The organism is Blastopirellula sediminis, from assembly GCF_020966755.1.
Lineage (GTDB): Bacteria > Planctomycetota > Planctomycetia > Pirellulales > Pirellulaceae > Blastopirellula > Blastopirellula sediminis.
Map to the genome: position 1 here is coordinate 752,027 of NZ_JAJKFT010000010.1, position 14,114 is coordinate 766,140.

The 14,114-nt window shown below is 61.3% G+C and carries 8 protein-coding genes; 7 read left to right on the plus strand and 1 reads right to left on the minus strand.

All coding sequences use genetic code 11. The annotated features are described in order from the left end of the window. Nucleotides 1–116 precede the first annotated feature (116 nt). The 4 genes from LOC68_RS14650 (at nucleotide 117) to LOC68_RS14665 (ending at nucleotide 3,716) form a co-directional block, all read left to right on the plus strand. Complete coding sequence (locus LOC68_RS14650) at nucleotides 117–923, plus strand: segregation and condensation protein A (protein ID WP_230220070.1); 807 nt, start codon at nucleotides 117–119, stop codon at nucleotides 921–923. A gap of 490 nt (nucleotides 924–1,413) precedes the next feature. Further along, nucleotides 1,414–2,391: a DUF1559 family PulG-like putative transporter gene (locus LOC68_RS14655; protein WP_230220072.1), complete on the plus strand. Its 978-nt coding sequence runs from the start codon at nucleotides 1,414–1,416 to the stop codon at nucleotides 2,389–2,391. A gap of 78 nt (nucleotides 2,392–2,469) precedes the next feature. Then, nucleotides 2,470–2,658 (plus strand): hypothetical protein, encoded by a 189-nt coding sequence (locus tag LOC68_RS14660; RefSeq protein ID WP_230220074.1) that lies wholly within the window; start codon nucleotides 2,470–2,472, stop codon nucleotides 2,656–2,658. A gap of 77 nt (nucleotides 2,659–2,735) precedes the next feature. Next, the gene (locus tag LOC68_RS14665; RefSeq protein WP_230220076.1) at nucleotides 2,736–3,716 is read left to right on the plus strand and encodes a DUF1559 domain-containing protein; all 981 of its coding nucleotides are present in this window, start codon (nucleotides 2,736–2,738) and stop codon (nucleotides 3,714–3,716) included. Nucleotides 3,717–3,806: 90 nt separating this feature from the next. On the opposite strand, the gene mnmA is transcribed toward LOC68_RS14665, so the two are convergent. Next, nucleotides 3,807–4,919, minus strand: a complete 1,113-nt coding sequence (mnmA, locus tag LOC68_RS14670; protein WP_230220078.1) for a tRNA 2-thiouridine(34) synthase MnmA — start codon at nucleotides 4,917–4,919, stop codon at nucleotides 3,807–3,809. Between the two features lie 251 nt (nucleotides 4,920–5,170). Here mnmA and LOC68_RS14675 point away from each other — a divergent pair, with 251 nt between their 5' ends. The 3 genes from LOC68_RS14675 (at nucleotide 5,171) to LOC68_RS14685 (ending at nucleotide 14,059) form a co-directional block, all read left to right on the plus strand. Next, complete coding sequence (locus LOC68_RS14675) at nucleotides 5,171–5,944, plus strand: 4'-phosphopantetheinyl transferase family protein (protein WP_230220080.1); 774 nt, start codon at nucleotides 5,171–5,173, stop codon at nucleotides 5,942–5,944. Between the two features lie 31 nt (nucleotides 5,945–5,975). After that, on the plus strand, nucleotides 5,976–6,245 hold the full coding sequence (locus tag LOC68_RS14680; RefSeq protein WP_230220082.1) for an acyl carrier protein: 270 nt from the start codon (nucleotides 5,976–5,978) through the stop codon (nucleotides 6,243–6,245). A gap of 158 nt (nucleotides 6,246–6,403) precedes the next feature. Continuing rightward, nucleotides 6,404–14,059: a type I polyketide synthase gene (locus tag LOC68_RS14685; RefSeq protein ID WP_230220084.1), complete on the plus strand. Its 7,656-nt coding sequence runs from the start codon at nucleotides 6,404–6,406 to the stop codon at nucleotides 14,057–14,059. Nucleotides 14,060–14,114: the final 55 nt, after the last annotated feature.

Consider the following 14,114-nt stretch of genomic DNA (forward strand, 5'->3'; position numbering starts at 1 on the left):
TAAATCCGAATATAGAGAGAGCTCTGGCCACGCCCTAGAGTTTCTGCTTTAGTTTTTGATGAAGTTTTGGCGTCGTTTTCGCGTCACCAGTTCGCTCTCGGTACGAAAGAATCCGCATGAAATTCAAGGTCGACATCGACGTTTATCGCGGTCCGCTCGACCTGCTACTTTACCTGGTGCGCAAACATGAAATCGACATTCGCGACATCCCGATCGCGATGATCACCGAGCAGTACGTCCTGTATCTCGACATCCTGCAGCAGATGGACGTCGACGCGGCGGCCGACTTTCTCGAAATGGCGAGCACCCTGGTCGAGATCAAATCGAAGCTGCTCCTCCCCGGCGTCGAAGCGGACGAAGAGCTGATCGACGACCCGCGCGAGCAACTGGTCGAACGCCTTTTGGAATACAAACGGTTTAAAGACGCGGCCGGACTGCTCGACGATCAAGGGCGGGCGTGGAACCGCCGCTTTTCGCGACTCTCCGACGATTTGCCGCCGCGACGGATCGATCCCGCGCAACAGCCGATTCACGAGGTGGAGCTATGGGACCTGGTCAGTGCGTTGACGCGCATCGTCCGCGACAGCAAAACGGTCCAGCCGACCAACATCGTTTACGACGACACGCCGATCCGCGTCTACATGCAGCGGATCCATCAGCGAATCGTCGACGAAGAAAAGGTCTCGTTCACCTCGATGTTCGAAGGCGCCGTGCACAAGGTAGTGATCATTGGTCTCTTCCTGGCGGTCCTCGAACTGGTCCGACACTGCCACGTCGTTGCGCAGCAGCCTGAGCCGCACGGCGAGATCTATCTCTCAGCCGGCGACGGTTTCAGCACCGAATTCACGCTGACCGACGTCGACGACTACTCCTCTTCAGCGGCGGAGCAAGAACCCCCGTCCGACCCACCTGAGAACGCTTAGCCGACATCGCGCTGACGTCGCTCCGCTTTTGATAGCGCGCTGAAGGTACGCGCCGACTCAAAAATGGGCTTTCCCTACCTCTTGTCGATTCCCCTGCGCAAACGTGCCGGATTCATGCGCAAAAGCGAGATTATTTTTCCTTCGGATTTCCACGGTGATTTCGCGTCGTACTGCGGCGAGTTTAACGGCCAGCTTCGGCGCTTCCTGGCAATACAGAAATGGACAACACAGACCCTATACTAGCGGCTGACTATCACTCACAAAAATTGCGCCATTAGCCATTGATGTATTTGCCTTTTAGAAAACGACGGCTCCAAAAGTCTTCACGAATTCTTCAATGAATTCGACGTTAAGAAGCCTCTTGCCCACCGCCAGCGGTTGCTACCTTGGTCCGCTTTACAGCACGACTGATTAGCACGCTAAGCGAAATCAACGTCGCGCTGACGTTGAACATCGCGGTTTCAGGGACTTTTAAAGAGGCGTCCAATTCATGAAGCGTTCCCAACAAAGCGCCGGGTTTACCCTGGTCGAACTCCTCGTCGTCATTGCGATCATCGGCGTGTTGATCGCATTGTTGCTGCCGGCCGTGCAGCAAGCTCGCGAAGCGGCTCGCCGCATGCAGTGCACCAACAACTTGAAACAAGTCGCGCTGGCGACCCACAACTTTCAAGACACTTACGGCTACATCGTTTTCGGCGGCCGCGACGGCTCGCTGACCGATCCGATCGACTCTTGCTGCAGCTCGTCGACCGTCGAAGGTTGGAACTGGTCGTTTCACCTGACGCCGTTCATGGAACAGCAGAACATCTATGAGTTGGCCGACTACAGCAATCCCTCCGGTGCGCTGAACGTCGTCGCCGCGTCGGGCGTTCCCGCTTACTACTGCCCTTCGCGTCGCGCTCCGAAAGGCTACGGCAGCGGACTCTACTATCGCTGCGACTACGCTGGAAACGCCGGCGAACGGACGCAAGGAGATCTTCGAGCTCCGGGGAGCGTTGGCGAACACGGCGTGATTCGCAACCTGGCGACCAACAAAAAACTGACGATTGAAAAGATCCGAGACGGTTCGTCCAACACGATCATGTTCGCCGAAAAGGCGCTGAACGCCGACTCGCACGGCAGCGAAGGGGGCGACAACGAACGCTGGAACAACGCCGGCTGGGACGAAGACAACATCCGCTACGGCAGCCACCGCGACAGCAGCGGCAACGTCGTTCCGCTGACGCCGATCTCCGACGACTTCGCTCCGTACGCCGATCGTTCGGGCACGTGGAACTTCCATCTCAAGCCGGCGCTTGGCTTGGGTCTCTACACCAAGTGGCATCCCTATTTCGGCGCTTCGCACACCGCGGGGATGAACGCGGCGTTCGCTGACGGTTCGGTTCGCTTCATCGCGTTCAACATCGACGGCGAAATGTTCCGTCGCGCCTGTCATTCCGACGACGGCGAAGTCCTGCAACTCGACTAAGCGAGTCGACTGATTCTCAGAACTGCGCGGTCTATTTGCATCTCAAAACAAACTCCAATTCAACAAGGCGATACCAAGATGGCTATTTTACGCTTCGCACTCCTCTTCTCCGTCCTCACGTTGGCGCTCGGTTGCGGCGGTTCGTCCGCTTCCAATCCTCCGGAGCTGACGCAGGAACTGCAGGAAAAGATCAAAGCGGAAGACGCGGCGGTTGAAGACGCAGAACGCGCGGCCAGCGATTCCTACAAGCCGGCCAAAAAGAAATAACTCGCTTTGCGCCGCCGATTTCGGGCGGCCAGCGTGAGATCTTTCCTTTCATTCCTACCTACAGAGGTCTTCCCCCTATGATTAGCAAACGTAACCCGCGCCGCGCGTCGGGCTTTACTCTGGTTGAGTTGCTGGTCGTGATCGCCATCATCGGCGTTCTGATCGGCCTATTGCTGCCGGCCGTGCAGCAAGCTCGCGAATCGGCGCGTCGCACCCAATGCAGCAACAACCTGAAACAGCTCGGCCTGGCCGCGCACAACTTCCAAGCGACCTATGGTCGCCTGGTTTGGGGCGCGCGAGACGGCCAGCTGACCGACTCGACCACCGCGTGCTGCAACGCGCTGACGGTCGAAGGTTGGAACTGGAGCTTCCACTTGCTGCCGTTCATCGAACAGCAAAACCTGTATGAGCTGGGCGATTACAACAATCCGACCGGCACGCAAGACATTGTTGCGCAAAACTTCGTGGCAGGGTTCTTCTGCCCCACGCGTCGCGCTCCGGAAGCTTATGGGTCGGGCCTGACCTACCGCTGCGACTATGCCGCCAACGCCGGCGAACGGTCGCAGGGAAGCATTCGCAACTCGAGCAACCTGGGCGAACATGGCGTCATGCGTCACCGCAACAACACCAAGGGAGAATTAACGGTCGAACGAATCCGTGACGGATCGTCGAACACCATCATGTTCGCGGAGAAGGCGCTCCACCCTGACGCTCATGGCATCGAAGGTGGAGACAACGAACGCTGGAACAACGCCGGTTGGGACGAAGACAACGTTCGCTTTGGCAGTCACGTCGACTCGTCGAAAAACGTCACCGCACTCCCGCCGATCAGCGATCGCGACGCTCCGAATCCCAACAACAGCTGGCAGTTCGGCAAAGCGGGCCTCGACCTCGGCCTCTATGGCGAATGGCATCCCTACTTCGGTTCGTCCCACAGCGCCGGTCTCAACGCGGTTCTGGCCGATGGCTCGGTCCGGTTCATCGCCTACACGATCGACGGCACGACCTTCCAAAACGCTTGCCTATCGGACGACAAGCAGACGATCTCGTGGGACTAAGCGATTGTTTGAAGTTGCAATTCCAACGCCAAAAAAACAAAAGACTCGCCTCTTAGGCGAGTCTTTTTTCATGCAGAGCAGGGGAGTGCGTCACTCGATCCAACCGCCTCCGAGCACCTGATCGCCGTCATAGCATACGACCGCTTGTCCGGGCGCTACTCCGCGGCGCGGCTCGTCAAAGATGACCGCGATCCGTCCTTCCGGAAGTCGCTCGACCGTCGCCGGCGCGTCGTCGCTGTTGTAGCGAATCTGGGCGCGGCAGCGGACAGGGCCTTCCGGCAAGTCGACCAGCCAATTGCAATCGCGAGCGGTCAGCTCAAGCCGGCCAAGCTCTTCTTTTTCACCAATCACCACGCGGTTGGTATCGGCTTCGATCCGGACGACGAACCGTGGTTCGCCCATTGCCACACCCAAACCTTTGCGCTGGCCGATCGTGTACTTCTCGATCCCGTCATGCGTACCGACCACTTCGCCGCTGGTCGTAACGATCTCGCCAGCCGTTTGCAGATCGGAGCGGCGAGCTTTGATGAATTCGTCATGCTTGCCGGAGGTGACGAAGCAGATCTCCTGACTGTCCTTCTTGTCGGCGACCCGCATGCCGATTTGCCCCGCCAGCTCACGAATCCGCGACTTTTCAAAATGTCCAACCGGCAACAACATTCGCCGCAGATATTCGCGCTCGATGCCAAACAGGACGTAAGTCTGATCCTTGCCGGGATCGACGCCCCGAACCAGACGCGGCAAGTCGCCCGGCTGATCGGTCAATAAGCGGGCATAGTGCCCTGTAGCGACGTACTCGGCGCCGACGCTGTCGGCGTAGTCGAACAGTTTGCCGAACTTTATCCAGTTGTTGCACATTACGCAGGGGTTCGGCGTTCGCCCGGCGACATACTCTTCGACGAAGTAGTCGATGATCCGTCCAAATTCACGTTGCAGGTTGAGCGCGTAAAATGGGATGCCCAGGTTGTCGGCGACGCGGCGTGCATCCGCCGCATCGCTAGCACTGCAGCAACCCTGCTTGTGGTCGGGACGATCGTTCAAGATCGGCAGCGCCGACTGGCCGTCGATCTGACAGCTAGCAATCGGAGACTGTTCTCCATGACGCATAAACACGCCGATAACCTCATGCCCCTCTTCTAGGAGAAGGTGTGCGGCGACGCTGCTATCAACGCCCCCCGACATGGCTAGAACAACTCGCGCCATCCGACGTCAAACCTTACGAAATTGCCGCAGACCGCCTACACCGCCAGTCTAGAGGCCTTTTATGATCAAACCTTTGAATTATACAGGCTATTCCGAATAATGCGGCCGATCACAGTCAGCCGATAACCCTCCCGTCGAGATTGTTCTTTGTCCGATCTCTCTTGAAGAGCGCAATCCTCACCTGGCGGCCACCCCCCTGTTTTGCCGCTGCTCGGACAAGCCAAGCCACGACACTTAACCCACAACCAAACATGATACGACTCCCGGAAGCCCGTGGCTCGCGCCTCGCACCTTTGACCGGCATGTCCGCCGAGGCGCTCCATCTATGGAGTATCCCGCTTCGAGCCGGCAAGTCGCAGGTCGCCCAGCTGCGCGCAATGCTATCGGCCGCGGAGCGTGAAAAAGCGGACGGCTTTCTGTTGGAAGCTCAGACCGAGCGCTACATCATCTGCCGCGGCGCTGTCCGCCAGATCCTGGCCGAGTACCTGCAATTGCCCGCGACTCAGCTCTCGCTGACGGCCGGAAAATACGGCAAGCCGCTCGTCGAACACCAAGATTCGCTCTGGTTCAACGTCAGCCACTCCGGCGATCTGGCGGTGCTGGCCGTTTCAACCATCGGCGAAGTCGGCGTCGATATCGAACAGGTCCGCGAAATTCGCGGCCTTCCCCGGATGATCGATCGCTGCCTGGCTCCGTGCGAACGCCCAGAAGTGCTCCGCTTGCCGTCAGCCGAGCAGAATCGTCAGTTCCTGCGGTACTGGACGCACAAAGAAGCGTATTTGAAGACCTTTGGGGTCGGAATTCGCCGTCCTCTGGAAAAGTTGGAAATCGACCTGGTTGCGCCTCCTGCACGACGCGTGATCGACCATGGCGATCGTTCTCCCGAAGAAATGGGCGCTTCCATCACCGAATTCTGCCCGGCTGAGGGGTATGTGGGGGCGATTTCGGTCTCTGGCTCGATTCCGGACGAAATTGCCGCTCAGGCGTGGGTCGGTGGTCGCTTCCGGGCCCAACGTGTAGGATAAATCCATTACGTAACGACGTGAGAGGACCTACATGACAAGCGACAAATCGGCCGCTGGCGCTTCTGCCACGGCGGAAGAAATCCAAGAGTGGATGGTCGCCTATCTTGCCCGCGAGCTGGATACGGCGCCCCAGTCGATCGACGTAACGGCTCCGTTCGAATCGTTTGCGCTCGATTCGGCGGCGGCGATCGGTATGACCGGCGACCTGGAACAATGGCTCGGACGCCGCATCGACCCGACCGTCGTCTACGACTATCCGACGATCGAAGAATTCTCGGAATACCTGGCCGATCGGCGATAAACGCCGCTGATGGGCACGGATGCAAGCGGCGCAGGTTAAAAGGCGCAATATCGCTACAATAATCGTCAAGGCTTGCGCCGCTCGCCAGTCCGATCCCCTTCCGGACGAGCCCCTACACGGCCGTCATTCCCAAGCCACGACGTAGATTGATAACCGCGATGCATCTACCTCACTCGCCGATCGCCGTGGTGGGCGTCGGTTGTCGTTTCCCCGGCGCCGCCGATCCGGCCGCCTATTGGGAGCTCCTCGCCGGCGGCGTCGACGCGATTCGTCAGACGCCGGCCGATCGCTGGGACGTCGACGCGCTCTACAGCAGCGAGCCGGCCACACCTGGCAAAACCAGCACCCGCTGGGGCGGCTTTCTGGACGACGTCGCCGACTTCGATCCCGCCTTCTTTGGGATCTCTGGCCGCGAAGCCGAAAAGATGGATCCGCAGCAACGCCTGCTGTTGGAAGTAGCGTGGGAAGCGCTCGAAAACGCCGGCATCCCGGTCGATAGCCTCGCCGACTCGCCGACCGGCGTCTACGTTGGCATCAGCAACAGCGACTACGCCCGACTGATGTTCCGCGGGCTCGAATCTCTGAACGCCTACAGCGCGACCGGGACCAGCCTCTCGATCGCCGCCAACCGACTGAGCTACGTCTTCAACTTCCGCGGCCCGAGCGTCGCGATCGACACCGCGTGCAGCTCTTCGCTGGTCGCGGTTCACCTGGCTTGCCAAAGTCTGCAGAGCGGCGAGTCGAATCTCGCCCTCGCCGGCGGCGTCAACATGATCCTGACGCCGGAAGGGACGATCACCTTCTCGCAAGCGCGGATGATGTCGCCTGACGGACGCTGCAAGACGTTCGACGCCAAAGCGGACGGCTACGTCCGGGGCGAAGGATGCGGCATGGTCGTGCTGAAACGGTTGGAAGACGCCGAACGCGACGGAGATCGCATCCTGGCCGTCGTCCGCGGTTCGGCCGTCAATCAAGACGGTCTCACCAACGGGCTGACTGCTCCCAATGGTCCGTCGCAGCAAGACGTCCTGCGCGCGGCGCTCGCCGATGCGCACCTCAATCCGCATGACGTCGAGTACATCGAAGCGCACGGTACCGGCACTTCGCTCGGCGATCCGATCGAAGTCCGTTCGCTGAAGAGCGTCCTGGCCGTCGATCGCCCTGCCGAAAAGCCGCTCCGGATCGCGTCGGTCAAAACGAACATTGGCCACTTGGAATCGGCCGCCGGCGTCGCTGGTCTGGTGAAGTGCATCCTCGCCCTCTCGCACGAGAAGATCCCGCCGCATCTGAACTTCAGCGAGCTGAACCCGTACATCGATCTCTCCGACGCGCCGATCGAAATCCCGCTTGCGCCGACCGATTGGAAATCGGAGCGCGGCCATCGGATCGCCGGCGTCAGCGCCTTCGGCTTTGGCGGCACCAACTGCCATGTGATCGTCGGCGACTACGTCAACCAAAAGACGAAAGAAACCTACGCCAACTTCCAGCGCCCGCAGCATGTGGTCACGCTCTCGGCCGCCAGCGCAACCGGTTTGGCCGAAGTTGCGACCCACTATGCCGACCTGCTGGCGGAACATCCCGATCTCGATGTCGCCGACTTCGCCTATTCGGTCAACGTCGGACGCTCGAAACTGGAAACTCGCCAGGGCTTGATCGTCGATTCGCGCGAAGCGGCGATCACGCAGCTTCGCAAGATCGCCGGGACTGCGCCGAGCGAAGAGAGCGGCGCCAAACGTCGCAAGCTGAAGACCGCCTTCCTCTTCACCGGGCAAGGCTCGCAGTACTTCGGCATGAGCAAGACGCTGTACGAAACGCAGCCGATCTACCGTGCGACGCTCGATCGCTGCGCCGAGATCCTTGCGCAGTACGACGTGCCGCTGCTTGAGATCCTGTTCGGCGCCGACGCCGACGCGGTCAACCAAACCGCTTACACGCAACCGGCCCTGTTCGCCGTCGAGTACTCGCTGTACGAACTCTGGAAGTCGTGGGGCGTCGAGCCCGACATGGTGATCGGGCACAGCGTCGGCGAATATGTCGCCGCCTGCGCCGCCCGCGTCTTCTCGCTCGAAGATGGTCTGAAGCTGATCGCGCTTCGCGGCAAGCTGATGAACTCGCTTCCGGCTGGCGGCGGCATGGCCGCGATTTCGGCCGGGCCGTCGGTCGTCGATCCGCTGATCGCCGCCAACCCGACCAAGCTCTCGGTCGCCGCTTACAACAGCCCGCAGCAGACGGTGATCTCAGGCGAAATGGCCGCGCTCGATGCGGCGATCGCCGAGTGCGAAAAGCAGGGAGTTCGCGCCACCCGCCTGACCGTCTCGCATGCGTTCCACTCGCCGCTGATGGATCCGATTCTCGATGAATTCGAGAAAACGATTGGCCAGATCGAACTCCATCCGGCGTCGATTCCGCTCGCCGCAAACCTGACCGGACAATGGGCCGGCGACGAAATCACCACGCCCTCTTACTGGCGCAACCATCTGCGCGAAGCGGTCCGCTTTGGCGACGGAATGGCGCTGCTGGGTAAGAAGGGCGCCAAGGTCTTTATCGAGGTCGGCCCGAATCCGATTCTAACCGGGCTCGGCCGCGCGACGCTTGATGGCAAAGATCTGAACTGGCTCTCGTCGATGCGCGCGAAGCGCGACGAGTGGCAAACGCTCCTCGGTTCGCTCGCCCAGCTGTTTGAACTCGGCGGCAAGATTGACTGGCACGGCTTTGAAGCAGGCTACGCGCGCACCAAGATCGAGTTGCCGACCTACCCATTCCAGCGCTCGCGCTTCTGGGCGCCCGACAGCGCCGGTCCTGCCGATAGCGGCGGCTACGTCAGCACGGCGGCGACGCCGGTCGTCGGCGGTCATCCGCTCCTCGGCGTACTTCATCCGACGGCGCTCGATGAGAAGCTGTACGAGTCGACACTCTCCGCTTCGCGCCCCAACTACCTCCGCGATCATCAACTGTTCGGGCAGCCGGTCTTTCCGGCGACCGGTTACATCGAAATCGCGCTCGCCGCTGGCCGCGAACATTTCGCCGCCACCAACGTTGCGGTCGAAGGGCTGAACATCCATCAGCCGTTGGTCCTCGACGACGCGCTCCGCTCGGTGCAAACCTTGCTCACCCCCGGCGACTCGGTTTGCGACTTCCGTATTCTCAGCCGCGAAGCCTCCGGCGAGACCGACGCCGTCTGGAAGCTGCACGCCTCCGGCAAGGTCGCGCTGACCGACGCGGCGCCGGAAGAGCTGAAGCTGCAAGACGTCTACTTCAAGATGGAAGGGGAAATCGAAGTCGAGCCGTTCTACGCCGCGTGTCGCGCGAGCGGTCTCGATTACGGTCGCGCCTTCCGCGGCATCAAGAAGATGGGAACCGGCGGCGACGACGCGCTGGCCGAAGTCTCGCTCGCCGCACAGCAGAAGAGCGACGCGTCGCACTACGCGCTCCATCCGGCGCTGCTCGACGCTTGTTTGCAGACGGTCGGCGCCTTGGTCGCTGATCAAGTCAACGCCGACTCCACCTTCGTCCCGATCGGCGCCGCCGCGGTCCGCGTCTTCGCCCCGCATTCGCCGGCCCATGTGATTTGCCATAGCTGCATCACCGAGCGGAAGAGCGGTCGCTCGCCGCAAGTCGTCGCCGACGTCTTCCTCGCCAGCGAAGAAGGAGAAGAGCTCGCCGAAATCCGCGGCCTCCGTTTGATGCGGGTCTCGCGGCAAGATTTGCAGCAGCGGCTGCATCACCATGTCGACGGCTGGCTCTACGAAGTGATCTGGCGCGAAACGCCCCGGATCGGCTCGCCGCTGTCGGTCGACGAAACGCAAACGCCCGCGTGGCTGGTTTGGATCGCAGACAAAAAGAGCCCGCTCGCCGCGTCGCTCCACAAAGAGCTGACCGATCGCAAGCAGCGCTGCGTAATTACATCGCCGGGCAAGAAGCTGAAAGTCACCGCCGACGCCGCCGAACTCGCGACCGGCGATCCTGCTCAGTTCGATCAACTCCTCACCGAGTTGAAGCTTTCGGCCGCAGCTCCGCTCCGCGGCGTAATCGTGTTGGCCAATGACGCCGCCGCGACCGACACGCAGGCCGTTCAAACGACGCTCCACCTGACGCAAGCGCTGCTGAAGCTCGACGATCAATCGCCGCAGTTGACCCTGGTGACGCAAGGAGCGCAGCAAGTTGCCGCCGATAGCGGCGTCGCCCAGCCTCCGGGAACAGCTCTGTGGGGACTGGGCCGCGTCATCGCCGCCGAAGCGCCGAAGCTCTCCTGCACGCGGATCGATCTCGATCCGGCTGGCGCCGAAAACGCCTCCCGCTTGTTCGGCGAACTATGGGTTCCCGACAAAGAAGTTGAAATCGCCCTCCGCGGCGACAAGCGTTATTCCTCACGGCTCGTTTCGGCCGCCGACGCCAAGCGCGGTCAGCTGGCGATTCCGTACGGACCGTACAAGCTCGGCCTGCAAAAGTTCGGCCTGATCGATCAACTTACGTTGCGCGACCTGGCCGTCGCCGAGCCCGGCGAAACCGAAGTCGAAATTGCCGTCAGCGCCGCGGGCCTCAACTTCCGCGACGTGCTGCGCGCGCTTGGCATGCTGCAAGAGTACGAAAAAGAGATCGGTATTCTGAGCGAAGCGGACGTCACGTTCGGCTTTGAATGCTCCGGCGTCGTGACTCGCGTCGGCGGCAAGGTGAAGTCGTACCAGCCAGGGGACGCGGTGATCGCGCTGGCGACCGCCAGCATGGCGAGCCACCTGACGATCGACCAGAACTACGTCGCGCCTCGTCCGACCAAGATGTCGCACGAAGAAGCGGCGACGCTGCCGCTCGCCTATCTGACCGCCTATTACGGCCTGGTCAAACTGGCGCAGCTGAAGAAGGGGGACCGCGTCCTGATTCACGCCGCAGCTGGCGGCGTTGGACAAGCGGCGGTCGCCATCGCCCAAGCGGCCGGCGCCGAAGTCTTCGCCACCGCCAGCCGCGGCAAGTGGGACTTCCTCCGCTCCCTCGGCGTCGAGCATATCTACGACTCGCGCACGACGAGCTTCGCCGACAAGATCGCCGCCGATACTGACGATCGCGGCGTCGACGTCGTCCTCAACAGCTTGAACCAGGACTTCATTCCGAAGAGCGTCGAAGTCTTGGCCGAGAAGGGGCGTTTCGTCGAGATCGGCAAGATCGGCGTCTGGACGAAGGAACAGTTCGCTGAAGTTCGCCCGAGCGCCAAATACTTCCCATTCGATCTGGGACAGGAAGAGCGCAACGACGTTGGCCTGATCGCTCGCTTGTTGGATGAACTTGGCCCGCAGTTCAACTCCGGCGCGCTTCGTCCGCTGCCGATGGAAGTCTTCCCGGTCGAAAAGTCGGTCGAAGCGTTCCGTCACATGCAGCAGGCCAAGCATCGCGGCAAAGTTGTGATCGGCATGGCGCGCCCGCTAGGGGAAACATCGCTGGTCAGCGCAAGCGGAACCTACCTGATCACCGGCGGTCTCGGCGCACTTGGCCTGGAAGTCGCTTCGTGGCTCGTCAGTCGCGGGGCCAAGCATTTGGCGCTCGTTAGCCGCAGCGGCAAGCCGAACGAAGCGGCCGCCGAGCGGATCGCCGCCTGGCAGAGCGAAGGTGTCGCCGTCGACTGCGTCGCGCTTGACGTCGCCGACGCGAAGAGCGTCACCAGCGCCGTCGCTTTGCTGAACACTCAGAACCCACTGGTCGGCGTCATTCACGCGGCCGGCGTGCTCGACGACGCGACTCTGCCGCATCAATCGTGGGAGCGGTTTGAAAACGTCTTCTCGTCGAAGGTCGACGGGGCGTGGAACCTGCATACGGCGACCGCCGAACTACCGCTCGAGATGTTCGTCACCTTCTCGTCGCTGGCGGCGGTGATCGGTTCGCCGGGTCAATCGAACTACGCGGCTGCCAACGCCTTCATGGATGGTTTGGCCACGTATCGCCGCAGCCTTGGCTTGGCCGGGCTCAGCATCAACTGGGGTCCCTGGTCAGGCGGCGGCATGGCGGCCAATCAAGATCATGCGAAATGGGCGAAGCTCGGCGTCGGCGTCATCTCGCCGCCAGAAGGTTTGTTCGCGCTGGAGCAAATCGTCAGCGATCGCCTTAGTACCAACGTCGGCGTCTTCCCGATCGACTGGAGCAAGTTCCTCAAGCAGTTCTCGCGCAACAAGCACCCACGACTCCTCGATCAACTCGCGACCCTCCATCGCCGCGAAGCGGTCGCCGCTGCAGGCGCCGTCGCCGGTGGATTGAAAGGTCAGCTCGCCGCCGCTGGCGAAGAGAAGCGTGCTCGCCTGGTCGCCGATTACGTCGCCGAAGCGGTCGGCAAAACGCTCGGCGTCGCCGCCGCGCAGCTCGACCGCAGCAAGCCGCTCGCCGACATGGGGCTCGACTCGTTGATGGGGATCGAGCTGAAGAACGGGCTCGAGTCGGAACTCGACATCGAAATTCCGATGGAGAGCTTTTCGGCCGAAACGACCGTCAACAGTCTGGCCGGCGCCGTCCAAGCGGTCCTTGGCGTCGAAGGAGACGGCGCCACTGATGCAGGTACCGGCGCAGCGCAAGCTCCACAGGCCAAAGCTCAGCAGAAGCGGTCGATCGACGAAATCGGTCCCGGCGACTACGACGTCCGCGAGTTTCCTGAGATTCGCGAGCTCGAAACGCGGCTCGAAACCTTCGCACGCATGGGGGTCGAGAATCCCTACTTCGACGTCCACGAGCGGGTCACCAAAGATACGACTGTGATCGCCGGTCGCGAGATGATCAACTTCTCGAGCTACAACTACATCGGCAGCAGCGGCGCCCCTGAGGTAAACGCGGCGGCCCAAGCGGCGATCGAACAGTTCGGCACCAGCGTCTCGGCCAGCCGCGTGGTGAGCGGCGAAAAGACGATCCACGGTCAGCTGGAGAAGGGGATCGCGAAGTTCCTGGGGGTTGAAGATTCGGTCGTCTTCGTCGGTGGTCACTCGACCAACGAAACGACGATCGGTCACATGATGAACCCCGGCGACCTGATCCTACATGACGAACTGTCGCACAACAGCTTGATCCAAGGGTGCATCCTATCCGGCGCCCAGCGCCGCTCCTTCCGTCACAACGATTTCGAAGCGGTCGAGCGAATGCTGGCCGAATCGCGCGGCAACTACCGCCGCGTCTTGATCGTGGTCGAAGGGGTTTACAGCATGGACGGCGACTACCCCGATCTGCCGAAGTTCATCGAACTGAAAGAAAAGTACAAAGCGATGCTCTTCGTCGACGAGGCTCACTCGATCGGCACGATGGGCAAGACCGGCCGCGGCATCTGCGAACATTTTGACGTCGATCCGAATCGGGTCGACATGCTGATGGCGACCCTCAGCAAAACGTTCGGCAGCTGCGGCGGTTACATCGCCGGCCGCCATCAACTGGTGAAGTACCTGAAGTACACCGCGCCTGGCTTTGTCTTCAGCGTCGGCATTCCGCCTTCGAACGCCGCCGCGGCCCTCGCCGCGCTGCAGCGACTGGAATCGCATCCCGAGATCGTCGCCCAGTGCGCCGCCAACTCCGAGCTGTTCCTCCGCCTGGCGAAAGAACGGAAGCTGAACACCGGTCTCGGCCGCAACACGCCGGTCGTGCCGGTCATCACCGGCAACTCGATGCGAGCGCTGAAGCTGTCGCGCAACTTGTACGCCCGCGGCATCAACGTGCAGCCGATTCTCTATCCGGCGGTCGAAGAAAAAGCGGCCCGGCTCCGCTTCTTCATCACCTCGGAACACAAAGAGAAGCAAATCCGCGACACGGTCGACGCGACTGCCGAAGAGCTGGCGAAACTGGAAGCCCAAGCGTAACGCTTCCTTAGTAGCCCGAAGCGCAAGCGAGTGATAAGCGGTAGGTCAGGCCTTG